Annotated in this window: 20 protein-coding genes and 1 tRNA gene; 9 read left to right on the forward strand and 12 right to left on the reverse strand. The window is 60.5% G+C overall.

Annotation, left to right across the window (positions count from 1 at the left end; genetic code table 11):
- Positions 1-1,031: acyl-CoA dehydrogenase family protein (locus tag G9463_RS18440; protein WP_165897477.1), on the reverse strand; the 1,031-nt coding region annotated here is incomplete at its 3' end.
- A gap of 113 nt (positions 1,032-1,144) precedes the next feature.
- Between G9463_RS18440 and G9463_RS18445 the strand changes: the two genes are divergently transcribed.
- The 5 genes from G9463_RS18445 to G9463_RS18465 all read left to right on the forward strand — a co-directional run bounded on the left by G9463_RS18445 (position 1,145) and on the right by G9463_RS18465 (position 6,910).
- Positions 1,145-3,109 carry a 3-hydroxyacyl-CoA dehydrogenase/enoyl-CoA hydratase family protein gene (locus G9463_RS18445; protein ID WP_165897478.1) on the forward strand — a complete coding sequence of 655 codons (1,965 nt, stop codon included), beginning with the start codon at positions 1,145-1,147 and terminating at the stop codon, positions 3,107-3,109.
- Positions 3,110-3,266: 157 nt separating this feature from the next.
- Positions 3,267-3,341: transfer RNA gene (locus tag G9463_RS18450), tRNA-Glu, on the forward strand.
- A gap of 728 nt (positions 3,342-4,069) precedes the next feature.
- Positions 4,070-5,305: a DUF4352 domain-containing protein gene (locus G9463_RS18455; RefSeq protein WP_165897479.1), complete on the forward strand. Its 1,236-nt coding sequence runs from the start codon at positions 4,070-4,072 to the stop codon at positions 5,303-5,305.
- Between the two features lie 104 nt (positions 5,306-5,409).
- Complete coding sequence (glmU, locus tag G9463_RS18460) at positions 5,410-6,591, forward strand: bifunctional sugar-1-phosphate nucleotidylyltransferase/acetyltransferase (RefSeq protein WP_165897480.1); 1,182 nt, start codon at positions 5,410-5,412, stop codon at positions 6,589-6,591.
- Between the two features lie 139 nt (positions 6,592-6,730).
- A complete protein-coding gene (locus G9463_RS18465) occupies positions 6,731-6,910 on the forward strand; it encodes a hypothetical protein (protein WP_004961027.1) in 180 nt (59 codons plus the stop codon).
- A 105-nt stretch (positions 6,911-7,015) separates the two neighbouring features.
- Here the strand turns inward: G9463_RS18465 and G9463_RS18470 are convergent, their stop codons facing one another.
- Positions 7,016-7,225 carry a hypothetical protein gene (locus tag G9463_RS18470; protein WP_165897481.1) on the reverse strand — a complete coding sequence of 70 codons (210 nt, stop codon included), beginning with the start codon at positions 7,223-7,225 and terminating at the stop codon, positions 7,016-7,018.
- A gap of 239 nt (positions 7,226-7,464) precedes the next feature.
- On the opposite strand from G9463_RS18470, the gene G9463_RS18475 reads away from it, so the two are divergent.
- The gene (locus G9463_RS18475; RefSeq protein WP_240150078.1) at positions 7,465-8,271 is read left to right on the forward strand and encodes a poly-gamma-glutamate hydrolase family protein; all 807 of its coding nucleotides are present in this window, start codon (positions 7,465-7,467) and stop codon (positions 8,269-8,271) included.
- 84 nt (positions 8,272-8,355) lie between these two features.
- On the opposite strand, the gene G9463_RS18480 is transcribed toward G9463_RS18475, so the two are convergent.
- From G9463_RS18480 to G9463_RS18490, 3 genes are read right to left on the reverse strand one after another with little or no spacing between them, the layout of a single operon-like run.
- Positions 8,356-9,594 (reverse strand): poly-gamma-glutamate hydrolase family protein, encoded by a 1,239-nt coding sequence (locus G9463_RS18480; protein WP_165897483.1) that lies wholly within the window; start codon positions 9,592-9,594, stop codon positions 8,356-8,358.
- Positions 9,595-9,603: 9 nt separating this feature from the next.
- Positions 9,604-10,770, reverse strand: a complete 1,167-nt coding sequence (locus G9463_RS18485; protein ID WP_240150079.1) for a Mur ligase family protein — start codon at positions 10,768-10,770, stop codon at positions 9,604-9,606.
- Positions 10,767-11,915 (reverse strand): poly-gamma-glutamate biosynthesis protein PgsC/CapC, encoded by a 1,149-nt coding sequence (locus G9463_RS18490; protein ID WP_165897485.1) that lies wholly within the window; start codon positions 11,913-11,915, stop codon positions 10,767-10,769. The genes G9463_RS18485 and G9463_RS18490 overlap by 4 nt, the downstream gene beginning before the upstream one ends.
- A gap of 483 nt (positions 11,916-12,398) precedes the next feature.
- On the opposite strand from G9463_RS18490, the gene G9463_RS18495 reads away from it, so the two are divergent.
- On the forward strand, positions 12,399-14,381 hold the full coding sequence (locus G9463_RS18495; protein WP_165897486.1) for a long-chain fatty acid--CoA ligase: 1,983 nt from the start codon (positions 12,399-12,401) through the stop codon (positions 14,379-14,381).
- A 23-nt stretch (positions 14,382-14,404) separates the two neighbouring features.
- Here the strand turns inward: G9463_RS18495 and G9463_RS18500 are convergent, their stop codons facing one another.
- The 7 genes from G9463_RS18500 to G9463_RS18530 all read right to left on the reverse strand — a co-directional run bounded on the left by G9463_RS18500 (position 14,405) and on the right by G9463_RS18530 (position 24,466).
- Positions 14,405-14,797 (reverse strand): secondary thiamine-phosphate synthase enzyme YjbQ, encoded by a 393-nt coding sequence (locus tag G9463_RS18500; protein WP_049919161.1) that lies wholly within the window; start codon positions 14,795-14,797, stop codon positions 14,405-14,407.
- Between the two features lie 58 nt (positions 14,798-14,855).
- Complete coding sequence (locus G9463_RS18505) at positions 14,856-16,181, reverse strand: cytochrome P450 (RefSeq protein WP_121303162.1); 1,326 nt, start codon at positions 16,179-16,181, stop codon at positions 14,856-14,858.
- A gap of 94 nt (positions 16,182-16,275) precedes the next feature.
- Complete coding sequence (locus G9463_RS18510; protein WP_165897487.1) at positions 16,276-16,662, reverse strand: CBS domain-containing protein; 387 nt, start codon at positions 16,660-16,662, stop codon at positions 16,276-16,278.
- 109 nt (positions 16,663-16,771) lie between these two features.
- Complete coding sequence (locus tag G9463_RS18515; protein WP_165897488.1) at positions 16,772-18,811, reverse strand: SpoVR family protein; 2,040 nt, start codon at positions 18,809-18,811, stop codon at positions 16,772-16,774.
- Positions 18,808-20,121, reverse strand: a complete 1,314-nt coding sequence (locus tag G9463_RS18520; protein WP_004961042.1) for a YeaH/YhbH family protein — start codon at positions 20,119-20,121, stop codon at positions 18,808-18,810. Before G9463_RS18520 ends, G9463_RS18515 begins: the two co-directional genes overlap by 4 nt.
- Positions 20,112-22,394: a PrkA family serine protein kinase gene (locus G9463_RS18525; protein WP_165897489.1), complete on the reverse strand. Its 2,283-nt coding sequence runs from the start codon at positions 22,392-22,394 to the stop codon at positions 20,112-20,114. Before G9463_RS18525 ends, G9463_RS18520 begins: the two co-directional genes overlap by 10 nt.
- On the reverse strand, positions 22,394-24,466 hold the full coding sequence (locus G9463_RS18530; RefSeq protein WP_165897490.1) for a PrkA family serine protein kinase: 2,073 nt from the start codon (positions 24,464-24,466) through the stop codon (positions 22,394-22,396). Before G9463_RS18530 ends, G9463_RS18525 begins: the two co-directional genes overlap by 1 nt.
- Before the next feature lie 601 nt (positions 24,467-25,067).
- Between G9463_RS18530 and G9463_RS18535 the strand changes: the two genes are divergently transcribed.
- Together G9463_RS18535 and G9463_RS18540 are read left to right on the forward strand one after the other, a co-directional pair.
- On the forward strand, positions 25,068-25,445 hold the full coding sequence (locus tag G9463_RS18535; protein ID WP_165897491.1) for a DUF5820 family protein: 378 nt from the start codon (positions 25,068-25,070) through the stop codon (positions 25,443-25,445).
- A gap of 32 nt (positions 25,446-25,477) precedes the next feature.
- Positions 25,478-25,779: UPF0179 family protein (locus tag G9463_RS18540; RefSeq protein WP_165897492.1), on the forward strand; the 302-nt coding region annotated here is incomplete at its 3' end.

Raw genomic sequence — 25,779 nt, forward strand, 5'->3', positions numbered from 1 at the left:
CCAGCGCCGCCGTGGATCTGGACGGCCTCGTCGGCTGTTTCGACGGCGACGCGGGAGGCCTTTTCTTTGGCCATTGAGGCCAGCTGGGTGAGCTTGTCGGCGTCGTTGTCGACGCTCCAGGCGGACTTGTGAGTTAGCTGGCGTGCCGCCTCGATTTCGGTGAACATCTCGGCGAGTTTGTGCTGGGTGGCCTGGAACTCTGAGATGGACTGGCCGAACTGCTCGCGGTCTTGGGCGTACTCCAGCGCGCGCTCGGCGGCCCCGCGAGCGATACCGACGCCCTGTGCGGCCACGCCGGTCCGGGTCTCGTCGAAGAACTGCATTATCTGGAGGAAGCCGGCCCCGCGCGTTCCCACAAGGTTGTCTTCGGGGACGCGTACATCGTTGAGAATGAGTTCTGCGGTATCCGACGCACGGATACCCAGTTTCCCCGTAATCTTCTCGGCTTCGAACCCGTCGCGGTCGGACTCAATGAGAATCTGCGAGAAGCCGTTGTACCGCCCCTCCGCGTCCGGGTCAGTCTCACAGAGCACGACGAAGTAGTCGCCGACCGAGCCGTTAGTGATCCACATCTTGTTGCCGTTGATGACCCACTCGTCGCCGTCCTTTCGCGCCTGCGTCGACACCGACGACACGTCCGAGCCGGTGTCGGGTTCGGAGATGGCCGCGCCCATGATGGCGTCGCCCGTGGCAACGGGCTCCAAGTACTCCTCCTTCTGGGCCTCTGAGCCAAACCCGATGAGGGCGTCAGCACCGAACGCGGCCGACTGGATGCTCAGACCGATACCGGGATCGGCCGCGAACAGTTCCTCGGCGATGATGGCGTTCATCAGCGTATCGTAGCCTGCGCCACCATACTCTATCGGGATGTTCGCCCCGGTTAACCCCATCTCAGCGGCTTTTTCGACGATTTCTCGGGGGAACTTCTCTTCAGTGTCGTACTCGGTCGCGACGGGTTTGATTTCATTTTCCGCGAACCGGGCTATCTCGTCCTGTATCTGTCGCTGCTCTTCTGTCAGTCCGAAGTCCATATGTGGTGTGTTGACGTGATATGCATTAATGGTTTGTAATCCGAAATAAACTGGAGAGTGGTTTTCTAATGAGAGAAACGTTGAAGCCTCGGCCGGCAGTGGAACGATATGTCATGGATTTCGAGGATATTGACACTATCGCCGTGCTCGGTGCCGGGAATATGGGCCATGGAATCACCGAAGTGGCCGCGCTCGCAGGCTACGACGTGCGGATGCGAGACATCAAAGACGAGTTCGTCGAGGACGGCTACGACAACATCGAGTGGTCGCTGAACAAGCTGGCCGAGAGAGACCAGCTCACCCAGGAGGAAGCCGATGCGGCGCTTGACCGCGTCACGCCGCTGGTCGATGTCGAGGAAGCAGTCAGCGACGTCGACGTGGTCATCGAAGCCGTGCCGGAGAAAATGGAGATCAAGAAGGACGTGTACACAGAGGTCGAAGAACACGCGCCCGAAGACGCCATCTTCGCCACCAATACATCCAGCCTCTCCATCACGGAGTTGTCGGAAGTGACCGAGCGGCCCGAGCAGTTCTGTGGGATGCACTTCTTCAATCCGCCGGTGCGGATGCAACTGGTCGAGGTCATCTCCGGCGCACACTCGGGCGACGACACGCTGGAAGCCATCGAGGCGCTTGCCGAAGACTTCGGCAAAACACCGGTCCGCGTCCGCAAGGACTCGCCGGGATTCATCGTCAACCGCATCCTCGTCCCGCTGATGAACGAGGCCGCGTGGCTCGTCCACGACGACGCGGCGACCATCGCCGAGGTCGACTCGACGACGAAGTTCGACATGGGCCTGCCGATGGGGTCGTTCGAACTCTCGGACCAGGTCGGCAACGACGTGGGGCTGCACGTGCTTGAGTACATGCACGAGGTCCTCGGCGAGCCGTACGCCCCGTGTCCGCTGCTCGAAGAGAAGGTCGAGAACGAGGAACTCGGGAAGAAGACCGGGAAGGGCTTCTACGACTATGAGAACGGCGGCGTCGACATTCCGACGGATGCCGGCCGCGAAGATGTCGAGCACCGCCTCGTCGCCGTGATGGCAAACGAGGTCGGGAAACTCGTCGAGAACGACGTCGCTCCCGTTGCAGACATTGACCAGGCTGTCCAGCTCGGCGGCGGCTTCCCGGACGGTCCCGCAAAAATCGCCGACAAGACCGGTCTGGAGACGCTTATCGACACACTCGAGGAAACCCACGAGGAGACCGGCGCGGAGCGCTACGCCGTCGCTGACGGCCTCCGAGAGGCCGCCGAGTCGGGCGGCTTCTACGGCAGCGACGACGATGCGCCGGCGGAGTTCGACAACGTCACCGTCGAATATCCCGGTGACATGGTCGGTCACATCGAACTCGACCGTCCGCACCGGATGAACACCGTCAGCCCGGACCTGATGGACGACCTTGCCGACGCCGTCGACCTGCTCGAAGATGACGACGAGGTGCGTGCCATCCTGCTGACCGGAGCCGGCGACAAGGCGTTCTCCGCCGGGGCCGACGTGCAGGCGATGGCCTCGAACGCGACGCCGCTGGACGCTATTGAACTCTCCCGCAAGGGCCAGCAAACCTTCGGCAAGCTTGAGGAATGCTCGATGCCAGTCGTCGCCGGAATCGACGGCTACGCGCTGGGCGGCGGGATGGAACTGGCGACCTGTGCCGACCTCCGCGTGGCCTCGGAACGCTCCGAACTGGGCCAGCCAGAACACAACCTCGGCCTACTGCCGGGCTGGGGCGGCACGCAACGCCTCGCTCGCATCGTCGGCGAAGGCCGCGCCAAGGAGATTATCTTCACCGGCGACCGTTACGACGCCGACGAGATGGCCGAATACGGCTTCATCAACGAGGTTGTCGACAACGACGCTCTGCACGAGCGGGCGCTGGAGATGGCCAAAGACATGGCCGCCGGCCCGCCGGTCGCACAGAAACTCACCAAGCGCGCCATGCTCGCCGGCCGCGACGACATTGATGCTGGCCTCGAAGTCGAATCACAGGCCTTCGGCCACCTCATCGGGACCGACGACGTGATGGAGGGCATCAACGCGTTCATGGGCGACGGAGAGCCGGACTTCGAAGGGAAGTAATACCAGACAGACGTCCGCCGAGCAACACCGTCGCATCTTTTTGCTGGATACGTTTCGGGGGCGGTCTGTTTACGATACCCGCACGCCTGTGGTACGCATCCTCAGGTAGCGTTGATTTCGATGGGGTTAAATTGGTCCACCCGGAACGTTTGAGTACGCTCGGTTGGTGTAGTCCGGCCAATCATCTTGGCCTTTCGAGCCGAGGACCAGGGTTCAAATCCCTGACCGAGCACATTACTGTCGCAAACAAGTTCGCAAGCAACTGCTGCATCAGCCGTTCGGTGCAGCACCCCGCTGAACAGGTGTGGTGCGCACTCGCGCTTTCAGCCTCCGAGCTGCACGGTGTACCTGGTTTGTGTCCCGAGATACGTCCTGGAATCTGTGACCGTTAGGGGGGTCGTTGTTCCCCGACTGATGCCGCTCCATATCGGGTCGCCGCCGAAAGAAAGCGCGTGCACACCGGTCGCGTCATCGCTCCGGGTCCAGCAGACAACTGTGTCAGCTGTCGTCTGAATCTCCCGTAGCGACCGTCCGAACAAGCAGCTCCAGACGCGCTCTCCGGCAATTCGGTCAACGGCATGGACCGTCGTCTCGCCACCAGAAACGCACACTATCCCATCCCGCACGATCGGCCGATTCGTCCCGCAATGACCCCACTGCCCCGCCAGTGGGCCGTTCGTCTGGTATATCCACCGAACTGCGTCACCTTCCGGCGGGCCGGGACGCTTGTCACTCGCCGCTGGTCCGTCGCTGTCTCAGGACGTTGGTCGGACCCCCTTGTCGTGCCCGTCGGAGACGCTGACGGTAGGCAAACCAGTGGTATCCGCTATCCTGACAGTCGATTGGCTCAAATAAATCTACAAGATTTTATTTTGGATGATAAGCTGTTATACATTCATATTTAACAAATAAATAACTAAAAGAAAACATATTTGTATATGTATATAATCCCAGTAGTACATGGACCGACGAACATACATCGGTACGATTGGAAGCAGCATGGCTGCACTCAGCCTTGCCGGATGCAGTGGTAGCGACGGGGGAGACGGAAACGAGTCAACATCAACGCCCGAACCCACGTATGAAGTAGACCAGGAAGCACCGGCGCGACTGAAATTGCTCTCAGTGAGTGGGCCAAAAGAGGTCGCGTTCGGTGACACCATCAAGGGTGACGTGACTGCTGTCAACGTCGGTGGCGAGCCGATCTCCGGGGATGCGACCATCGAGTTCGTCCATTCAGAGTCGGGTGCCACTGAGCCACAGACAGTTACCGTCAACGCTGATGGCCTGAAATCCGGCGAAGAAGTCTCGCATAGCTATCGTGTTGACGCCAACTACGCCGGTGCATGGGCGTTTGAAACGTCTTCGGACTTCTACGCTGTCGACGGTACAGTCACGTCAACCGTGTCGGTCCTCCCGAAGCAGGGGAGCACTGGGGAAACCATTGAGCTTGCGAGTGGGGTTCAGGCCACAGTGTCCGATATGACCTATGAACAGATGATAGCCTACGAGTTGTCTCCTGGCGAACGGACCATAGGCGACAACACTGCACATGCTATCCGCGAAACGGTCTCAGATAATATCCTGCTGATTCTGAGCGTTACGTTCGAGAATGGAACGGGTGAGGCAAAGACAGTGTCAAAAGACGACTTTGTTGTTCCCGAATCGAGCTTCGTGAGCGAGTCGGCCGCAGGTCGTGACGGAACGAATGCAGCCGGGGAGAACATCAACCCGGGACAGACCTACAGCGGCCACCTGATTTACGCTGTCCCGAAGGCTCAGATTGACGACCTCACATTCGGCATAAACCTCGCTGAGGGGAGTGCGGTCGCTGATATCGAAATCCCGCTACAGTCTCCCGGTGGCTTCCCCGAGTTCGAACTGGCGAATATCGATGTGCCACCGGAGGATGTTACAGGTGATGAAGCAACAGTTGCGATGGAGGTCGAAAATGTGGGTGACAGCGCCGGAATGTTCAAATCTATCTTCGAGTTCAAAACACCCGAACAGTCAGGCTTATTTGCCAGCTATTCCGCCGATACGTGGTACATTGACGCCGATGGCCCTTTCACACAGCGGATTCCCGCTGGAGAAACTAGAACCATCGAACTGGTGACGGAGCCGGATTCGGACAGACGGTGGGACTACCGGACGACACCTTTCGGAGCGGAGTGGACGTTCGAGGCCGTAGAATAGGTGTAGGGCCCCTCACGATTACACTACTGTGACTTCTATGTCTCCCGCTTCTCGAACGAGTCAACAGCGGTAGGTATTTTTCGGGGCCGGGCGACGGGCAGACCATGCAAGCTGTCGTACTCGCGGCGGGGCAGGGGACGCGTATGCGGCCGTTGACGGACCACACACCGAAGCCGATGCTTCCGGTCGCTGACCGGCCGCTGGTGGCACACACCGCAGACACCGCGATTCAGGCGGGGGCCGACGAACTCATCTTCGTCGTTGGCTATGAGGCCGAGGCAGTCCGCTCGTACTTCGGCGATGAGTACGGCGGCGTCCCGGTCAGCTTTGCCGTCCAGGAGGAACAACTGGGGACCGCCGATGCGGTGGCCGCCGCAAAGGAACATCTTGAGGGTCCCTTCGCAGTCCTCAACGGCGACAATCTCTACGACGCCGAGAGTCTCAGCGGCCTCTTTGACGCCGCGCCGTCGGTCGCCGCCTACCGCGTTGACGACCCGACAAGCTACGGCGTCCTATCAACTGAGGGCGACACCATCACCGGCATCGTCGAGAAGTCGGACGACCCGCCGACGGACCTGGCGAACGCCGGCGCGTACGTCTTCCCGGCCGAGGCACGGGACTGGCTGGACGTGCCCCTCAGCGACCGCGGGGAGCGCGAAATCACGGATGTCCTTGCGAGAGTCATCGAGGAGTCGACAGTCACCGCCGTCGAGGTCGACCGCTGGCTGGACGTGGGCCGGCCCTGGGAGCTACTGGAGGCCAACGAGTGGAAACTGGGACAACTGGACCGGCGACTCGACGGCGAGGTGCGAGGCGATGCGGACCTGCGCGGCGAAGTCGTCGTCGAGGCGGGTGCAGTCATCGAACCCGGCGTCGTCATCGAGGGGCCAGCGCTGGTCCGCTCTGGCGCTCACGTCGGGCCGAACGCCTACATTCGTGGGGCGACCCTTCTGGGTGAAGATACCCACGTCGGCCACGGGGTCGAACTCAAGAACACGGTTTTGATGGCTGATTCGAACGTTCCCCACGTCTCCTACGTGGGTGACAGCGTCATCGGTCGCGAGGTCAACTTCGGCGCTGGAACGCAGGTGGCGAACCTTCGCCACGACGGCGACCCGGTCCGAATGACGGTGAAAGGCGACCGCGTCTCGACGGGCCGGCGGAAGTTCGGTGTCGTCGCGGGCGACGGCGCAAAGACGGCCATCAACACCAGTCTGAACGCCGGCGTTGTCCTCTCATCGGGCGCGACGACGACACCCGGCGAATCCGTCACTCGGGACCGATAGCGAGGACCTCGCAGCGAGCATCTGTGTACGATGACTCCACGCAGGTGTCCTTTTGTTTCTGATTCGTCATTCGTGTATGTTCGTGACGTTCAGTGCAAGTATGTGGGATTAAGTGTCGTGAAAGACATTCCCAACTAAGATGGTCGACCCGACATCGGATCACCACGAAGATATCGACGAGGACGAGGCACCGGAGTGTGCTACCTGCGGTGACGCTATCGCTAACGAAGTGACCCACCGCGTCATTACATGGATCGAGGACAGCACCGTCGAAACAGCCCACTTTTGCAACGAGGACTGCCGGCTAGAGTGGCAGTAACGCGTCTGTATTCCCTGCCGGTTCAGGCCCGGGTACCTGTTCCAGTTTGCGTCCCTCGGTGCGTCTTTGACAGACCACAGATGTGTGTCAATGATTCATACGTGCCTACACAGTTCCGGTATCGATGTGATGCACTGCATCGGGGGAGAGTAGTCTCTCTGTAGGGAGTTTGACCCATCCGTTTGCAAGAATACGGACCTCACCTTCGTGGAGGACTGTCTCTTGTTCTTTATCAGCATAGACAATCGCGTTCTGATACTCCTGTACGAAGTCGTCCATCGCGTTTCCCCAGACCGGCTCAGATGAAATTACCATGTAAAGAACACGGGACGCTCTGATAAAAATGGTACTGTAATGACGGTTCCGCAGGATTCTCAGAGCAGATAATCTGGCCACAATGCGTATAAAACAGATTATATTGTTGAGACGTGATGGATCGAATCACAAGACGAACTGTTCTCTCAAGTGCTGGCAGTACCATTCTTACACTCGGTGCAACTGCTGTGAGTGGAAATCCAGGCCGCGGCTCCGGCCGTAATAATACGACTGTGCAGATGAGAGAGACCGACGATATCGGCTCTGCGGAGCGGTGCCGGCTTCCACAGTCGATGATGGACGCTCTCGGTGTTCAGGCGGACCAGCAGGTTCGACTCGTGTACGACGGCGAGGCCGCAGTATTCACTGTTGCTCTCTCGGACGATACGTTCGGATACATCAACGACAATGGGAGAGAGCGTCTGCGAGCGAAAAGCGGGTCGTTCCGCGTTGCTGTTAGCGCAGACGTTATTGATTCGAATCTGGACGAAGAGCAAGCCAAAGCAGAAGGTGGGTTTATAGAACGGGCAACTGAGTCGGAGCAGTCTGAACTGGCAGTCCTTGCGCCACACGGTGGATACATTGAGTGGGGAACTGACACGCAGGCGGAACGCATGACAGCCCAACTGGACGCAACCAAATGGTGTAGTTCGGGATGGTCGCCCGGCGGCGGCGCGTTCCGTCGGTGGCACATTACCTCGACAGCTATCCACCCGGACTCGTTCCCGGCCTTACAAGATATCTCTGATCGGGAGTTCGACCACGCCGTCGCCTTCCATGGCTGGTCAGAGTCTCACGTGGGTATTGGCGGCGCTGCACCCACCTGGCTCCGTAGAGACGTTCGCGACGCCATCTCCGAGGTTGTCGACTGTGACGTTCGCCTTGCTACTGATGGCTCACGGGCCGGCGATTCGCCGGAGAACATCGTCAACTGGATCACCGCATCCGGGAGCGACGGCGTCCAGATTGAGCAACCGTGGGCGGTCAGAGACGAACCAAGAAACACCGTTGCTGACGCAGTTGCCGATGTATTTGAAGTGTTGTAGGAGACAGCGCGGGCCCAGCCAACCGCTTAGCTCCCGTCTTCAGAAACTATGGCGGAGCGATTGGATCCGAGCGCGGTTTCGTCTTCAGCCGTCGAACAGCGCCGATCCGACAGCAGCAGCGATCAAGTCACTGTACTTTCGCCTGTCGGCGATGGGCTGTCCGATCCAGATCCCGTTCGATTGGCTCTCAGTAACCCGATTGACTAGCGTCTGTGGGCTGTCTGCTGCGTAGTGACTCTCACCCAGTTTGACCGGCGACCCGTCGTGTGGCAGCGCACTGTCAATCGAATCGGCAACCGACTGTCGGATGTCTTCGGGTGCAGCGCCACCGACATAGATCGTTTTCTCGTTGATACCGTTGAAACTGACTGCGTAGTCGTATGTTTGCTCGGACAATTCCGCGAGACGCGGATAGCAGATAGTCGAGAGCTCTGCCGATGGGACGTACCACCGGTAGAAACTCGTGTCCGACCCGTATCCCTGAAGCTTCCAGGACGTGACACTGGCATCAGAGAATTCCGAACGGAGACGTGTGACCTGCCCGCCGGTGAACGGCTGTATCTGTCCGCCGTGCGGTGCCAGGACGGCGTACTCACTCCCACCCATATTGAGCGTTTCGATGAGTTCACCGCGTTCCTTTGCTTCACTGGGGCTCAGGTCTGCAGCAGGGACTCGCGGATCAATCTCGACGTCAAACGCTTCGCCGGCGAGGCTACAGTTATCATCTCCGCGCAGGGAACCCCATCGCCGTTCGTCAGAGAAGCTCCCGTCCTCGTAGAAGGAAACGCGGCATTTGCCCTCTGCTGAGGTCCGAACGGTACTTGCGTCTCCACTGATAGTTTCACTGATCGTATAGACTGCGGCGTCGTTTCCGCGAGTAACACGCACTTGATCGCCACGGTCGCGGTCGAGCATATTGCGGACCGGCTCCGCAATGTGAAGTTGTCTGTAGCGGTTCGTTGGGAGATTCTGTGCCGCCTGTTCGTCGACCGTGACGGTCGCACTGTCCATCTGACCAGCCGTCCCAGTGCCGTTTCTTGCCTGCTCTAACGGACTGGCAGCCCCGACACCGATGAGACTCGGCATACTCGGGATGCCGAATGAATCTACGGCAGCAAAGCCGGCCCCGAACAGAGCGGGAGAGCCGAGCGTCCCAGCGATTACCGCCCGTCGGCGGATGCCACTGGTTTTCGCGCTTACGTCTGCCGCTGTGTCCTCAGCTGTTGTTTCTGCCTCGGTGGCCGACTGGCTACTGTCGTCGCCAGTGGTAGCAGGGGTGTTTGTTGACTGTGCGCCGTCGTTATTGGTCGTCTCATCTGTCATTGGTAATCGTTATTGTGGACGTTCGATTGCTCGTTTCTCGTTCGCTGACGTGGATTTCTCCGGCATTCCCTGGCTACTGTCTACCCGCCGTGCCTCGATTTCGGCTTCGAGGTCGCGCATGAAATCGGCGACAGTGTTCCCCATGATGAAAACCGGCCAGCCCGGTGACAGTGCTGCGTCTAACACAGCACTTGCAGATTTCGACGCATCGTGCGTCGCAACCGGGAACGACGCCTGATTGTCAAACAGTTCCGCGTGCGGGCCAACAGCGTGCGTTACCTCGAACACATCATCCGAATACAACCCGTCCAGATAGGACAGAAACGACGCTGTTCTGGCACGGCGGTCTGGACGCAAGTATATCAGTGGCTGGATAGTGTCAACATCATTATCATCGAGTGCCCGGCGGACGATTTCGGTACTATCGATGTCGTTGACTGACGCAGCATTATAGACGCGGCCGTCGGCCAGTGTTGTCCATCTGACCTGCATTTCATCGATATAGGCCTCTATTTGCCGGTCAGAGAGCGGCTGTTCGCCAAGTGCTTCAAGCACGTCATTCAGACCGAGTATCGTTTCTGCGCCCGGCACATTCTGTAGTACCTTCGGAACCAGCACCCAGCGGATCTGAACATCAGTCTCCTCCAGTTCTCGCTTCAGCACTGCGCGAAGAGTCGGACGCTGTTCGCCGACGACGAGCGTCACACCATCGGGAATCGTTCTGGCGAACGACCGGGCTATCTGTGTGGGAGTGTCCCCGAGCCAGTCGAGGTGATCGCTCCTGATGTTGGTGAGAAAGATGACATCGGGGTCCGTGAACCGCTGATGGACCGTTCGCGTGGTGTACTCCCCAATCGCCTGATTCTCGAAGATTGCTGTTTCGACCGGTGCGTACTGTCGCAGCTGGGCTTCGTTTTCGTACAGCGTGACTCGCCGCCCTCGCTCAATCGGGTGGGATTCCCCGTCATGCAGAACGAGCGGCCGATTCCCGGTAATCTTCGCGAACGCGTCTCGTCCGCGACCGTACAGAATCTCGTAGAGCCAGCGCGTTGCGCCGGATTTCCCGCGGGTGCCGGTTACGACGATCTTCTCGTCTATGTTCCCTAATCGGGCTTTGTGCGACGGTCCTCGGTTCGCAACGTTGCGCAGCCGCTGGATACATTTTTTGAGATTCATACCGAGTCTCTCCTGACTGGTCGCCATCGCTTATCGAGTCGTCGTTGCTGTTCAAGCCGGGCAGCCGTCAGCCCGCCGGGGACGAGCGCTACAACCGTCACCAGCGCAATCGATCCCATTCCACCGGGCACTGATGGGGGAGCCGTCAGTGCTGACACCAGCAGCACAAATACGGCAAAAATGGCTGCTGAAAGCCGGGTCGACTGGCGGAGTTCGGTCACAGAGAGGCGGTGGACGTTGTATGCACCGATTCCGCCGATCAGCGCGGTGAACAACAGGTAATTGCCCGGAAGAGCGGTGAGCATCTCGGCAGGGACGGACAGCAACACAGCAGTGACGGCTGCCAGTGAAAGGAGGACCCGCCCATACACCAATGTCCGTCGATGGATGAACTGAATGATCGCATACGTCGCCAGCAGGAAGGCGGTATAGAGCAAAAACACGGAAGGCTTGGCGACAACAAAGAGTGCCAGTAGCGGGAGGGCGATAATCCCGTATAGCCGGACGTTCCAGACTGTCTCCACGAACAACGATACCAGTAGTCCCAGGAACAGAACGCTCAGGCCGACTGCCGGACTGTGCACCATCCCGAAATTACCGCCTGCAACAGCGACATTCCGGAACTGTGCGACATCAGATGCTGGCGAAAACAGGAGCGTTGCGTCCGTACCGAGCAGTGCCAGTGTGGTCTCTGAGACCAGTGCAGAACCGAGTATGAGCAGGCCAATGTACGCAGCGACAGTCGCGACGAGATCATCAACCAGTCGCTCAAACTCAAGTCGGTGGAGGTTATACGCTGCGACTCCCGGGAGAATGCTTCCGATCGCATACACCTCAATCGAGCTGGTGTAGTAGCCGAACGATGCTAGTACGGCGACGGCAATACACGGAATGACCGCGCCGAACAAGATTGCGGTATATAATAGCCTTCGACCGTACAACAGTGTCCGTTCGGAAACGACCGTAAGGCACCAGTACGCAGCCGCGACACTGACGACCAGCACTGGCAGGGATGAGACGTCATATAGTGTGTACAGTGCAAACAGGGGAACGACAATAACCCCTGACAGCCTGAGATCCCACAACTGCGTGGCTGTCACCCCAAGTACCAGGCCAGTGATAACAATTGCTCCGGAGAGTATCATTCCTGGCTATGTCGAAGTCCCGGTGTACGTGCGACGGCTATTTCTGCAGGCAGCTGTTCCTCGATGGTCGGATCTACATGAGCCGACAGAGAGTACCGTGTATCATTTATGTGCATCTCTTGTATCTATAAACACTGATATGAATTTGTTATACACCTGCAAAATGTAAGATTGATATATAAAATGCCGAAACTCAACTGATAGTATGACTCTTATTTCTGTTGTTTGGCGGCTAAAGAAAGTCTATACGCATGGTATGGGGAAAAACGACACCTTACTGCTTTATCTATCATATTGTCAATTAGTAACACCATCTGTCCCGTCGTCTGGGCGATATATATCGAGTAGTTGTCGTAATCTGGATCGGTTGCTAGCTGCTGTCTGGGTACCCGACGACACCGCGGTGAAACAACTCTAACAAACCCGAAAAGTGTTATCATCCTGCATATATTTGGGCTCCCATGGTGAACACCGACCCATGACATGACTGCGGGCAAGCACTCTGGTTGGCGTCAGGCCGAGGAAGAGTACACTGACGAAGTCATCGGCGACGACACGCTTGGCGAGATGTTCGCCGCAAGCGCGGCACGGAACGCCGACACAACAGCTCAGTTGTACAAGGGTGGCGTCTACGACCGGTCACTGACTGACGACGTGATACCGGCGGCTCCTGACGGCGACTACGCCGCTCTCAGCTACGAACGGATGCATCATCTCGTCAAATACTTGGCCGCAGGATTCCGTGACCTCGGTGTCGGCTCGGACGCTCGCGTCGGTATCCTGTCCAACACCCGGATGGAGTGGGCGCTGAGTGACTTTGCCATTCTGTCTGCGGGTGGGGTGGTGACGACCGTGTATACGGATTCCTCGTCGAAACAGGTGCAGTATCTGTTGTCGGACCCAGAGGCGAGCGCCGTTATCGTGGAGAACGCTACGATGCTGGACCGTGTGCTGGCTATCGAGGACGACCTGTCGCTCTCGTTCATCGTTGTCATGGACGACACCGATGTGGACCGCGAAGACGTACACACGCTCAAAACGGTGTACAGGCGCGGCGAGGAAACGTTCAGCGAGACGGCATACCAGTCCTGGCTGGACGAACGCGACCCCGACGACCTGGCGAGCCTCATCTACACCTCCGGGACGACGGGCCAACCGAAAGGGGTCCGGCTCACCCACCGCAACTTCCGGGCGAATGTCAATCAGACGCGCAAGCGAATCGGGCCACGACCGGACAAGCCGTCGGACCTCCCGACCATTACCGCAGACACGCGTTCGATAGCGTTCCTCCCGCTGGCGCACGTGTTCGAACGCCTTGCAGGCCATTTCTTCATGTACGCCTCTGGCGCAGCTGTGAGCTACGCCGAGAGTCCGGATACACTGGCTGATGACCTCCAGACTGTGAAACCGATGACCGGGCTGAGCGTCCCCAGAGTGTACGAGCGCATTTTCGACAATATGCGAACGCAGGCCAGCGAGTCCCCGCTGAAAAAGCGCATTTTCGACTGGTCGATGGACGTAGCCCGCGAGTACGCCCGCACTGAGAATCCGGGACCGATACTCACAGCGAAACACTCGCTTGCGGACCGCCTCGTCTACAGCACCGTCAAAGAACGGCTCGGCGGGAACATCGAGTTCATGGTCAGTGGGGGCGGCAGCCTCTCGAAAACGCTCTGTGAGACGTTCCTCGGGATGGGACTGACGATACTCGAAGGATACGGACTCACGGAAACGTCGCCGGTTCTGAGTGTGAACCCGCCGGAAGACATCAGGCCCGGCACCCTGGGAGCCCCGTTGCCTGCTGTCGACGTTCACATCGATACCGGTGTCGTCGACGCCAGCGAGTTCGACGGCGTGACCGGCGACGTGGGCGAACTGCTCGTCGATGGCCCGAACGTCACACAGGGGTACTGGAACGCGCCCGATGTGACGGCGCGGGCCTTCACGGAAATTGACGGCACCCAGTGGTTCCGCACCGGCGATATCGTCGAACGCACCGACGACGATTTCCTTATTTATCACGACCGCCTCAAAGAACTGCTCGTCCTTTCGACGGGAAAAAACGTCGCGCCACAGCCCATCGAAGACCAGTTCGCGACGAACGACCGGGTCGACCAGGTCATGGTCGTCGGCGACGACCAGAAGTTCGTCGGCGCGATAATCGTCCCGAACTTCGAGGAACTCCACCGGTGGGCCGACAGCGAGGGTATCGACCTTCCCGATGACCCCGAGGCACTGGTCGATGACGAACGCGTCCACGCGTGGGTCCAGACTGCCGTCGACGCGGTCAACGAGGAACTCGAACGTGTCGAGCGGATCAAGTCGTTCGCGCTCGTCTCCCGGGAGTGGACCGCCGAGAACGACTTGCTCACGCCGTCGATGAAAAAGAAGCGACGCAACATCCGCAACGCGTACCGCGAGAAACTCGCCGAGATATACGGCGAGCAGCAGGTCGAGGCAGCCTGACTGGCGGTCACCGGAACTCCGACTCAGTCGGTGACGACTACGTCAACCGCTCGTTCGCGCGGCCCGTCACAGTCAACGAACAGCACGGACTGCCACGTCCCCATATCGAGGTCCCCGTCGCGGACGGGAATCGTCTCGCTTGGCCCGACGAACATCGCCCGGACGTGTGAATCCGCGTTGCCGTCCAGTTCGTCGTGGTCCCACCCGCTGTCCGGAATAAGGTCCCCGAGGGCGTCGCTGAGGTCACCCAGCAATCGCGGCTCGGCCTCGTTGACGGTGATGCCAGCCGTGGTGTGACGGACGAAAACGGTGCAGGTCCCTTCGGCGTCTTCAGGAATCACGTCCCGAACCCGGTCGGTGATATCAATCACGTCTGTGTGCGTGTCGCTTTCGACGGTGAACCGAGTTGCGCTCATATCGAATGCCACTCCCCGGACCTATGTGAAGATAGGCCATTTTCACCCCATGACCACGCTACTCAATGGCTGATATCTCGGCTTCCATCGGTCCCGACGGGCGTAGTGTCACACTCGGCTGTAAATCAAGTTCATCCGCAGTCACCTGTACGTCGTAGTGCTGCAGCACGTGCGCAAGGGCGAACTGTGCCTCGGTCAAGGCGACCTGACGACCGATACACACCCGTGGCCCGCTGCCGAAGGGGTAGTACGCGCTATCGCCACGGGAGGCTGAACCGGCCCACCGGTCCGGGTCGAACGTCAGGGGGTCCGACCACACGCGACTGTCCCGGTGATGAGCGTATATGGGGAGCATGACAAACTCGCCTGCGTCTAGGTCGGTTCCTGCAAGCGTGACCGGCTCCCGGGCCTCGCGAGACACGCTCCAGACTGCTGGTGTCAGCCGCAGCGTCTCCCTGACAACACGCTCCGTGTAGGTGAGGTCGGACAGGTCGGCCCATCCCGGCTGTCCCCCGTCCAGCACATCCTGTGCCTCCGCTCTGACACGCTCCTTTGCAGCCGGGTTCTGAGACAACCAGTAGAACGCGTAGGCAATCGTCAGTGCTGTCGTCTCTTGGCCGCCAGTCATGAACAGCACGGTCTGGTCGATGAGCTCGTTCTCGGAGAGCTCGATGTCCGGGTCTGCCTTTGCGTCGATAAGCGCAGTAATCACATCCCGGGGCGGGTCCTCGTGGTTGAGATGCCAGTCCACGAACTCCGTTGCCACAGAGTCAAGTACTGCATCGGCTTCCTCGAACTCCGCGGAGACGCCGGACTGTAACTGCTCGGGCAGGACCAAATCGAACACAGAGGCGTCGAACTCATCATTAAGCGCGGCCAGCGCTTCATGGACGGTTTCCCCGCGTTCGCGGTCGGTGTCCTGGCTGAACAGCGACCGTGTGATGACGCGCATCGTCAGTATCGACAGCTCTTCGAACAGGTCTACGCGCCCCGACTCAGGCCACGCTGTCAGCGTCTCCTCTAGAGTGTCGCCGGCAATCTCGGCGTAGTCCGCCAGCCGACCGCCGACGAACTCCGGGTCCAGCACTGACCGCTGTTGCTCCCAGAGCGCGCCGTCACTCGATACCAGCCCCTGTCGCCGTTGCTCCTGAGCCCCGACGTTTGGGCGGCGGAACCGGTCACGGTCCGCGAGGACCTCATGGGCGATGTCGGGGTCGAGCACAACTGTGACTGACTGTCCAACCTGTGGGTCGACCCGGACGAGCGGGTACTGGTTTGCGTAGGCGTCTTGCATCCCGGTCAGGAATCGCAGCGGGTCCCGCGCTAACCGCGGGAGGCTCCCCACAACCGGAAGCCCCGGTGGCGTGTGTGCCGTTCGCTCCATGGCCCCGGGTTAGCCCAGACAATGAAAAATCTTTGGCAGAGACTGTCACGCAACCGTCTCCGGTGCGACGGCGGTTCTCCTCCAACCGTCTCATTCAGTCGTCAGCGAGATAGACGGTGAGGTCCGTGGCCGAGAGGATACCCGTCACCCGGTTCTCGTCGTCGACGACCGGCACGTGACTGATATTGTTGTCCCACATTATGCTTGCGACCGCCGAAAGCGCCGTCTCGGGCGACGTGGTAACGATATCGGTCGTCATGTGCTCCCCCACAGTCGCTTCAGTGGGGTCGACGCCGTCGGCGGTCATCCGGACGTAGTCCGTCGAGGTGAGAATGCCCGCCGGCTGACACGCCTCGTCGACGATGACGACTGACTTTATCGACTGGTCATCCATCGCCGCTGCAACGTCGAGCGCCGGTTCGTCAGCAGTCACTGTCAGCACCGGTTCGGTCATGCAGTCGGCGACGGTCGCGCCACTCATGTTCCGGGGTTAGGACCGATTTCACATACGATTTGGGTCGGTACTGCGAGAAATACCCGACGGCATGGCGGAGTTGGTTTCCGCTCGAATCGGGGGTGCCACACAGCGCTCAGGCCAGCCATTCGTCCGGCTTGGTGTTGTAATCGATATCGGTCGCGGTGAGGTGTTCGACCTCGGCCCAGTCCACGTCAGTGACGGTCACCTCGTCGCCGTCGTAGCGGATTCGCTTGCCGATTTCTTCGGGCTCGGGTTCGCGGTCGCGGCGCTTGGCGACCTCCACGTCGTGGTCGTCGAACTCCTTGACGATGGTCAGGAGGTTCACCGGGCGGCCCCAGAGTTCGAAGGTGCGCTTGAGCACTTCCTTGGCCTGTTCGATGTCGAGCATCACGCCGTTGTACTGATGAGCGAGCAGCAGTTCGTTGCGGTTCTGGTAGTTGCCGTCCTCGACGACGACGGTTGGCTTCCCGAAGTTGGTGAACTGCAACATCAGTTTCTTCTTGACGTCCTCGTGGTCTGTCGAGGTCACCCGGTAGTCGCCCGAGGCGTGGGTGTACTCGTAGGTGAAGTAGTCGTTGTCGTCGACGAACTCCTGGGTGAGGAACTCATCGAGGAAGGTCACGTCGTTGTGGCTCTCCCGGATTTCCCGCATCCGCTCCCAGCCGCGGGTGTAGTCCACGTCCGAGAGTGCCTCCGCAACGCTGTCGTAGCGCGAATCGTCAAACATGTAGCGGGCGGTCCGTTCCAGTTCCTCCTGCCCGACCCGGGAGACGAAGCCGCGGTACTGGGGTTTGACCAGCGAGTAGTGCCGCTGGGCCAGCCCCTCGTAGGTCAGGACTTTCCAGGGGTACTGTTCCACGTCGAACTCGCCGTCGCGGGCCGCCGCCAGTCCGTCGGCGTCGACACGGGCGTCCTCGGGGTCGAGGTCGTCGAGGTGGCTCGGAACGTCGGTGAGCCACGCCGGCGGCTCCAGGTGGGCCTGTAGCGTCTCGTAATCGACGCTGTCGTCGAAGTTCCGCCAGGTGATGCCCTTGACCCGGAGCAGACGCTCGATGACCTCGCGGCGGTTCTCCGTGTTCTCGACGTACTCCCAGATTTCCAGCCCGAGGCTGTAGGGGTTCAGCCCGCCCGACCCCAGTACCTTCGACATGTGGTCGGAGTAGAGGATGAACTCGTCGTCGCCGGCGAACTGTTCGCCGGTCATCATCAGGGATTCCCAGTAGGAGGCCCAACCCTCGTTCATCACCTTCGTCATCTTCTGTGGGGCGAAGTAGTAGGCCTCCCGGCGGAGCAGTTCCAGCAGTTCTTTCTGCCAATCTTCCATCTCCGTAGCGCGCTCGGCGTCCGCGTCGTACTGCATCCCGTGTTTGCGGAGGAACCCGAGAACATCCTTGTCAGGTTCGGCGGGGAACGTAACGTTCTCGTCGTCGTCGCGCTGGGCGTCCAGCCACTCCTCGTCGAACACCTGCCGTTTGACCTCCTCGGAGAGTTCAAGATCATCCAGCTGCTCGGTCACGTCCGCCCCTTCAATGTCCTCGAACTCCTCGGGGACCGTCTCGACCGGGCTGTAGGGAATATGCTGGTCGATGTTGTCCTCCAGACAGAGGACGTGGTCGATGAACCGCTCGACCTCGGCCCGCTCAATGTCGGGGTCTTGCATATACTCCTGGATGGTGTCGCCGTGGCGGGCGAGCATCCCGGCGGCGTCAGGGCCGCGGCGGCGGTCCTCGCCGGACTCATCGGTCGTCGTCCGGGAGGAGCCGTCGGTGAACATCCGGAACCACTCGTTGTTGGCGAAGAAGTCCGCGTGGGCTTCGACGTGGGTGATGACGGCCTTCTGGTCAGCCAGCGTGTTCGATTCCTGAAGGAATGCGTGGGCTGGGTCGTCGTTGTTGACGATCTCGAAGGCCTTCCCGCCGAGGAACTGGCCCTGTTTCTGCTGGCGGTCGTACTGCATTCCCCAGCGCCAGTGCGGGTATCGCTGCTGAAACCCGCCGTAGGCGATGAGTTCGTTCATCTCGTCGTAGTCGACGATCCAGTAGTTCACCGGATACGGCTTCAGACCGAGCTTTCTGGCGAGATTGCCAGCCTCCTCGACGGGTTCGTCGAGGTCATCGGCTACGCGCTGTTTCGCGAATCTATCGTTGTTCATTGGTCCTCCGTGCTGAGTATGTCGTAGATGGCGTCCACCACGTCCTCCGGCGAGGAGACGTACGCGACCGCGACGTTGTCGGCGTCCCGGAAGTTGCGTTCGACCTCCTCGGCGTGGGTGGCGTTGATGGCGTTCCCGCTCGGCTGGGTCTCCACGTAGGCGTGGAGGTTCGCCGGAATCTGTTCCATCAGCGGGATGACCTTCTCCTCGGTGTCATTCGAGGAGTTTTCGCTGTCGCCCGCCGCGAACACGTAGCGGTTCCACTCGCTCCAGGGGTACTCCTCTTCGAGCACTTCGGCGGCGAGTTCGTACGCGCTGGAGATACGGGTGCCCCCGCCCGAGCGGATGCCGAAGAACTCGTTGCGGTCGACTTCCCAGGCGTCGGCGTCGTGGGCAATGTAGACGAACTCGGCGTTGTCGTACTTGCCTGTGAGATACCAGTCAAGCGGCGTAAAGGTCCGTTCGACCAGTTCCCGCTTCTTCTGGCGCATCGACCCGGAAACGTCCCGGATGTTCACGACCACGACGTTCTTCTCGCGCTCCTCGACGATTTCGGGGTAGCGGTAGCGTTCGTCCTCGCGGCGGAACGGGATCTGGTTGACTCCTTCCCGGCGGATACGCTGGGAGGTCTCGACCTCCTCGACGTTGTCTTCCATCTCTTCGATGGAGTCCCAGACGGCTGTCTCCTCGCTTGGCAGTTCCTCATACGCGTCGTCGATCCACGCCTTCGAGACGGGCATGTTCTGCTCGCGGGTCCACTCGTAGACCGTGGCCGGCCCCCAGCCGTCGACTTTGAGCGCCTCGCGGACGTAGTCCTCGTCGAAGTCCATCGCGAGCTTCCGCTTGAGCCCTTTCTTGAACAGGCGCTCGAAGTCAAGCGTCGAGGAGGGGCCGGATCTGGTGATGTCCGTGAAGTCACCCTCTTTCTCCTCGATGACCTTCTTGCCCTTCGGTTCGAGGTCGAGCCCCAGTTGTTCGTCGAGTTCCTCGGCGAACTCCTCGGGGTCCATCTCGTAGTACTCGTGTTCGCCGCCCTCCTCGCCGGGTTCGCCGTCCTCGTCACCGTCGTCGCCGGGCTGGGGCTGTGGCTGGCCAACTGGGTCACCCTCTTCGGCGCCTTCCCCCTGACCGACGCCGCCCTGATCGCGCTGGTCGTACTCGAACTCAGGAAGGTCGACGATCTTGATCGGGATGCGTACCGAGTCGCCCCGAGATTGGCCCAGATCGCCGTACTGGATAAACTCGGAGAGGTCCTGTCGGCGCTCCTCGCCCACGTCGCGGTACCGTTCGAGGTCGTCTTTTAGTCCCATCTATAACTCACCTGACTCATGACGTGTCGGCTCGTCAACTCGGCCGACGCCGCCGTGTAGTCGAACATCTCGACCATGTTGTCCAGCGTCTTCGCCTTGAGCCGAGCCGTCTCGGTCCCGGACGGCGGGTTGTCCCACTGCCCGGGCTCGAAGTCCTCGTAGGTCCGCTGGATGTCGTCCCAGTCGTAGCTCCCGAGGACGGTGTTGATGACCGGAATCTCCTTGGGGTTCACGTCGCCGACACGGAACTCCTCGTCGCGGCGCTGCCACGCGTGGCGGTTCAGTGCCGTAATGATCTTGTCGGTGCGGAACTGCTCGACGGCGTGGTCGGGCTCGTTGCCGTCGTAGTTCTTCTCGTCGAACCGGCCCAGATGCTCGATCTCGAACACCTTCATCTTCAGCGGGTCCGGGTCGACGCGTTCGCCCCGCTCGTTTTCGATCTGATCGTCCGATTCCCAGGCGTAGACGTGCTCGATGTACTCCTCGACGGTCGCCTCGTCGACGCGCTTGTCCCGCATCATCGCGTCGAGCACGTCCTGTTCCTGCTGGCCGAAGATGTAGTTCTTGACAGTCACGACGCGTTCCTCGTACTCCGTGGCCTCACCGGTCGAGAATACAGGCGCGTCCGAAAGCCCTTCAGCGACGGCGTTGAGCACGTCTCGGGGCATCAGCACGTGTTCGACCGGGAGGTCGGGGTGGTGCCGGTCCTGTGGCTCGTGCAGCAGGTCAGCGATGATGTCGCGGACGTAGGTGACCGGGATACCGTGGTCGCCGTCTTCGGCGGTGGTCTTCAGGTCGTAGTCGTCGATGTCGACGCGCTCGTCACCCTCCATCAGGTAGCCCCGGTCGAACAACAGGGCCTTGTCCACAAGGTCCAGCCCGGTCGGGATTTCGGCGCTATCGAGCCGCGAGACGACAGCGTACAGCGCCGCAGACTCGACGGTGTGTGGGGCCAGTTCCTTCTCGGTGGCTGTCTCGACCTGATCCCGGACCGAGATACTCAGTGGCTCCTGAATCCACGTCTCCAGTTCGTCCCACGTCTCGGGGTCCCAGACCTGCGTCTCGTTTGTCAGCTCGCGGCGCAGGAGCTGGGCCTCCAGTGAGAGATTCGTCAGATACGTGAACTCGTGTTTGTCAAGCCGGCGTTTCAGCGCCTTCAGCGGGTCCTGCCCCTCGCGGTCGGCGTGCTTGTTCAGCTGGGCTTCAAGATCCGGGTTCGAGATGATGACGAGCTGGGTGTCCACGTCCATCCCGATGCCCTTGTCGAGCTTGACGTGGGACTCGTCGGGGACGTTCAGCAGCTTCTGGAGCAGGTCGGCGTGCTGGGCGGCGTCCTCGACGACAGTCAGCAGGCCGTTGCCCTGCGAGAGGACGCCATCGTAGCTGAACGCCTGTGGGTTCTTCCGGCCCCGCGAATCGAGTTCGCGGAGCATCCCGTGCATCCACGAGCCGACGAGGCGCTCTTTGGGCGTTCCTTCGTCTTCGGAGTGGAGGATGCCGATGCCGCGGCCCACGTCCACGACGAAATTCTTCACCCGGAGATGCGATGGCTGGGTGACCGCCGAGAACAGGTCCGTCTCGCCCTGCCGGCGGTACTGCTCTTCGAGGAAGTCGTAGGCCTCCCGCGAGAACGGGTCCAGCTGGCCGTCGACGCGGATGGGGATGTGGTCGTCGAGGCGCTCGTTGACCTCGGCGAGCAGGTCTGTCCGTACGTCCTCGGGGAACACCGTCAGCGGGTGGGCCTGAACGGGACTCTCATACCAGTCGTCCTCGTCCTCGATGGCCGCGTTCCCGTAGGTCATGCTGGTGGCGTCGTTGCCGGCCCCGGCGACGTTCCATTCGACGGTGTAGCGCCGGCCCTCGGGTGTTTTCGAGTACTCCCGCAGGCCGTTGATGAGACAGCGCTTCAGCTCGGATTTCCCCGTGGCTGTCGGGCCTTCCAGCCAGATGATCTTCTCGTCTTTCCCGCGGCCCGCCGCAATCGAGCGGAGGTCGTCGACGAAGGCGTTCAGCACCTCGGTGTTGCCGAGGATAGCGTGTTCACCGTCGTTGTACGGGTCGTCGAAGAAGCGGTAGCGCTCCTTCTCCTCGCCCTCCTCGATGACCATCCGCGTCCCTGCGTCCTCGATGGCGTCGAGGAGGTACTTCGAGGCGTGGGCCGCGACCTGTGGCGTTTCAAGGACGGTGTCGACGTACTCCGCGAGGCTCATCGGGGCCTCGTAGGCGGCGTCGAGTGACTCGTCCGCGCGGTCGATGTACTCCTGGCCTGTCATTACTCTTCCATCTCGCTTTTGGCGACCTCCGCACCAGCGAACTCGAGCACTTCCTTGGCGCCCTCCTCGGAGTAACCCTGCTCGATGAGAGCGTCAACCCACTGGTTGCGCTCCTCGTCGTCCATTTCCGAACTGGAGACCAGCGCGGAGAAGTTGATGTTGTGTTTCTTGTCTTCCCAGAGCTTGCGTTCGAGGGCGCGGCGCAGGCGGTCGTTGTCCTGTGGGTTGAACGTGTCACCCTCGCGTGCGCGACGGGACACCCAGTTCGACACTTCCTGCCGGAAGTCGTCCTTGCGGTCCTCGGGGAGGTTCAGCTTCTCCTCGACGGAGCGCAGGAACTGCTCGTCGGGCTCTTGCTCGCGGCCGGTGAGTTCGTCCTCGACGGTCGCGTCGTCGATGTAGGCCATGACGTGGTCCATGTACTTCTCGCCCTGGCGCTGGATCTCGTCCATGTCGTAGGCCAGCGCATGACGCACGTCCTCGATGGCCCGCTCCTTGTACTCCTCGCGGACGAGTTCGAGGAAGCGGTAGTACTTGCTGAACGACTCCTCGTCGATGGAGCCGTGGTTCTCGAGGTTGCCTTCGAGGTGATTGAACGTCGTCAGCGGCGAGAGGAAGTCGCGGCTGCGGTGCATCGAGTCCATGATGGCCTCGGCGATCTCGTCGCCGATGAACCGCGGGGAGACGCCGTCCATCCCCTCGCCGATGTCCGCCATCTTCTCGGCCTCTTCACGGAGTTTCTTCACGTCGACGTCGTCGGCCTCGTCGATTTCACCGTTGTAGGCTTTCGCCTTCTGCACGAGGTCGATGGACTCGTTGTCGGGCTCCTCGATGCGGGTGAGGACGCCGAACAGGCCCGCCATCTCCAGCGTGTGGGGCTCGACCTGAATATCCGGTAGGTCGGCGTTGCGCAGCATCTTCTGGTAGATGTTGGCCTCAGCCTCGTACTGGAGGACGTACGGGAAGTCGATGCGCTTGGTCCGGTCGTTGAACGCCTCCATCTTCTCGTCGCCCTTCTTGTCCCGGTACTCGGGCATGTTCGTCCGGCCGACGATGACCTGGTCGATGTCGATACGGGGGTTGTTCTTTGGCTTGATTGTCTGTTCTTGACTGGCATGGAGGAAGTCATAGAGGAACTCCCGCTGGAGCTTCAGCAGCTCCTCGCCGGAGAAGATGCCGCGGTTGGCGTTACAGAACGCCCCGGAGTAATCGAACGCTCTGGGGTCGCTCTCGCCGTAGATGGCGATTTTCGAGTAGTTGACGTCGCCCGTTAGTTCCGTCTCGTCCTGGTTTTTCTTGTCCTTGGGCTCGAACGTCTCGATGCCGCGCCGTTGGTTCTCGTCGGCGACAAAGCGGACGATCTCGACGTGGTTTTCGAGGACGGCCTGGAGGTCGTCGTCGTATTCGGCCAGCAGGCGGTCCATGTAGAACTCCGAGGCGGGGTCCAGCGACTGCTCGTTTCGGATAGTGTAGGGGGCATCGAGTTCAGCGTTGATGTCTTCGATGACCTTGTCCCGCTGTGCCTGTGGGAGGAGCACGAGCGGGTCCTGGTTCATCGGCGACCGGACCACGTCGTCGGCGGGGTCCTGGTCGTGGATGACATCACAGAGGTTCGTCCAGCGGAACGTGTACATCCGGCCCTCGTCCCGGCTGGTGTAGTCCTCGAAGTAGCGCCGGACCTGCCGGTCGAAGTCGGACTTCCCCGACCCGACCGGCCCCAGCAGAAGCTTGATACGCTTCTCGGGGCCGAGCCCGCGAGCGCCGGATTTGACCTTGTTGACGAACTCGTGCATCGCCTCGTGGATGACCCGTCCGTAGAAGGTGTTCTCACCGTTGTGGAGCGGGTCCTCACTCGCCAGTTCGTATTCGACGACGCCGGCCTCCTCGTCATAGCTTTTGCCGTAGTAGTCGAACATATCCGCCACGCGCTGGTGGGCGTTGCGGGCGATCTTCGGCTCGTCGTACAACTGTTGCAGATACCAGTCGAACGTGTTCGTCTTCCGGAGGTCCGCCGGTATCGTGTCACGGTACTCCTTGCTCAGCGCTTCGAGTGTCTCGTTGTTCTTGCTCATGCTATCTCAGTAGTTCGTCGTGGCTGCAGGCGACCACCGACTGTCGCGGGCTGGTCTCGGGGCTGTGTCGCTCCTCGGTGTCGGTGCTGTCCGCTGCAGATGTGACCGCAAACAGCCGCTGGTTCACCCTTCACTGCGGGGTGACGCGTGTGCCCTTCCATGGCTGACCTGCCGGACGGAACACGGGGACTGTTCCGACCTGGTGTGGTAACGGGAAGCAGTGTCGAACTGTTTCCGATACTATTTACCGTACGAGTTCTGTTCATATAAGAACTTTGCCCTCTTATGTGCATACCGCCGATAAATTCCGGTCCGATAGTCGTCCGAATGCGGGGATGGCGGGGCACACCCATGTTACCATGTCTCATTATTTTGGCATTGGTTTATATACTGTGTCGGTTGTCAACTGTTCTCTCTGGTGGGTCGGCCAGTGTTTAGCGCTGGATTGATGTGAATCTGTTGCCGGATTGATTGACGAACGAGAACGGGACACACGGCAGCGCAACTCAGCGCATCGCTGTTGCCGTCGTGCAACCGAGTGCCGGTATCTGGGCCTGGGACGGACCAGCGGATTCTTGCCCGTCCACACCGATTCGGCTGTATGGACCTGTCGGGCCTCCCCGATGACTGGACGGTGTGGAACGAGACCGACGAGAAGCTCATCCTCGCGTACCGCCCGGACGTATTCGACTCGGAGCAGTTCCCGGCACCGTGCCTGCCGACTATTTACCTCACGCGCGGGAAACGGACCCGCCGCCCCGGCGCTGACCGGACCGGAGAAAGCTGGTACGTCACCTTTTATCTTGAGCCCGAAGTCGAGCGCGACGCCGATTCCTACGAGCGTCGCGACGCTGCCGTCGAGGGCGCTGTGGACCTGGCCACTCGGTTTGCCGACGGCGAACTGGACTACCGCTCGCTGTATCAGGTGCCCCGCGAGGCGTATCTGGATAAACTGGACGACCTGACCGGGCGGACATGATGCTTTACCGTGGCGGCGTTCTATAGCCCGGTATGACCACTGTCACGCTCGTCGGGACGCGCCTCGCCGAGGTCGGCGCGGAGTTCGTCTACCGCGGCGAAGCCAGCGGCTGTGCTGACTGCCCCTACCGCGACCAATGCCTCAATCTGACGACCGGAAACCGCTACCGGATCACCAACGTCCGCCAGAGCGGGCAAACGCTAGACTGTGCCGTGCATGAAAACGGCGTTCGGGCCGTCGAGGTTGAGCCCGCACCGATTCAGGCCAACGTCCCCTCGAAGGGTGCGTACGCTGGGAGTAAGGCGTCGCTGCCGGGCCCCTGTCCGCACACCGA

The sequence above is a fragment of the Haloarcula sp. JP-Z28 genome, from assembly GCF_011440255.1.
GTDB classification, from domain to species: domain Archaea; phylum Halobacteriota; class Halobacteria; order Halobacteriales; family Haloarculaceae; genus Haloarcula; species Haloarcula marismortui.

Excerpts from the sequence above, each read along its gene's own strand:
- G9463_RS18445 (WP_165897478.1), top strand. The coding sequence starts at position 1,145 with ATGGATTTCGAGGATATTGACACTATCGCCGTGCTCGGTGCCGGGAAT.
- G9463_RS18455 (WP_165897479.1), top strand. The coding sequence starts at position 4,070 with ATGGACCGACGAACATACATCGGTACGATTGGAAGCAGCATGGCTGCA.
- glmU (WP_165897480.1), top strand. The coding sequence starts at position 5,410 with ATGCAAGCTGTCGTACTCGCGGCGGGGCAGGGGACGCGTATGCGGCCG.
- G9463_RS18465 (WP_004961027.1), top strand. The coding sequence starts at position 6,731 with ATGGTCGACCCGACATCGGATCACCACGAAGATATCGACGAGGACGAG.
- G9463_RS18470 (WP_165897481.1), bottom strand. The coding sequence starts at position 7,225 with ATGGTAATTTCATCTGAGCCGGTCTGGGGAAACGCGATGGACGACTTC.
- G9463_RS18475 (WP_240150078.1), top strand. The coding sequence starts at position 7,465 with ATGAGAGAGACCGACGATATCGGCTCTGCGGAGCGGTGCCGGCTTCCA.
- G9463_RS18480 (WP_165897483.1), bottom strand. The coding sequence starts at position 9,594 with ATGACAGATGAGACGACCAATAACGACGGCGCACAGTCAACAAACACC.
- G9463_RS18485 (WP_240150079.1), bottom strand. The coding sequence starts at position 10,770 with ATGAATCTCAAAAAATGTATCCAGCGGCTGCGCAACGTTGCGAACCGA.
- G9463_RS18490 (WP_165897485.1), bottom strand. The coding sequence starts at position 11,915 with ATGATACTCTCCGGAGCAATTGTTATCACTGGCCTGGTACTTGGGGTG.
- G9463_RS18495 (WP_165897486.1), top strand. The coding sequence starts at position 12,399 with ATGACTGCGGGCAAGCACTCTGGTTGGCGTCAGGCCGAGGAAGAGTAC.
- G9463_RS18500 (WP_049919161.1), bottom strand. The coding sequence starts at position 14,797 with ATGAGCGCAACTCGGTTCACCGTCGAAAGCGACACGCACACAGACGTG.
- G9463_RS18505 (WP_121303162.1), bottom strand. The coding sequence starts at position 16,181 with ATGGAGCGAACGGCACACACGCCACCGGGGCTTCCGGTTGTGGGGAGC.
- G9463_RS18510 (WP_165897487.1), bottom strand. The coding sequence starts at position 16,662 with ATGAGTGGCGCGACCGTCGCCGACTGCATGACCGAACCGGTGCTGACA.
- G9463_RS18515 (WP_165897488.1), bottom strand. The coding sequence starts at position 18,811 with ATGAACAACGATAGATTCGCGAAACAGCGCGTAGCCGATGACCTCGAC.
- G9463_RS18520 (WP_004961042.1), bottom strand. The coding sequence starts at position 20,121 with ATGGGACTAAAAGACGACCTCGAACGGTACCGCGACGTGGGCGAGGAG.
- G9463_RS18525 (WP_165897489.1), bottom strand. The coding sequence starts at position 22,394 with ATGACAGGCCAGGAGTACATCGACCGCGCGGACGAGTCACTCGACGCC.
- G9463_RS18530 (WP_165897490.1), bottom strand. The coding sequence starts at position 24,466 with ATGAGCAAGAACAACGAGACACTCGAAGCGCTGAGCAAGGAGTACCGT.
- G9463_RS18535 (WP_165897491.1), top strand. The coding sequence starts at position 25,068 with ATGGACCTGTCGGGCCTCCCCGATGACTGGACGGTGTGGAACGAGACC.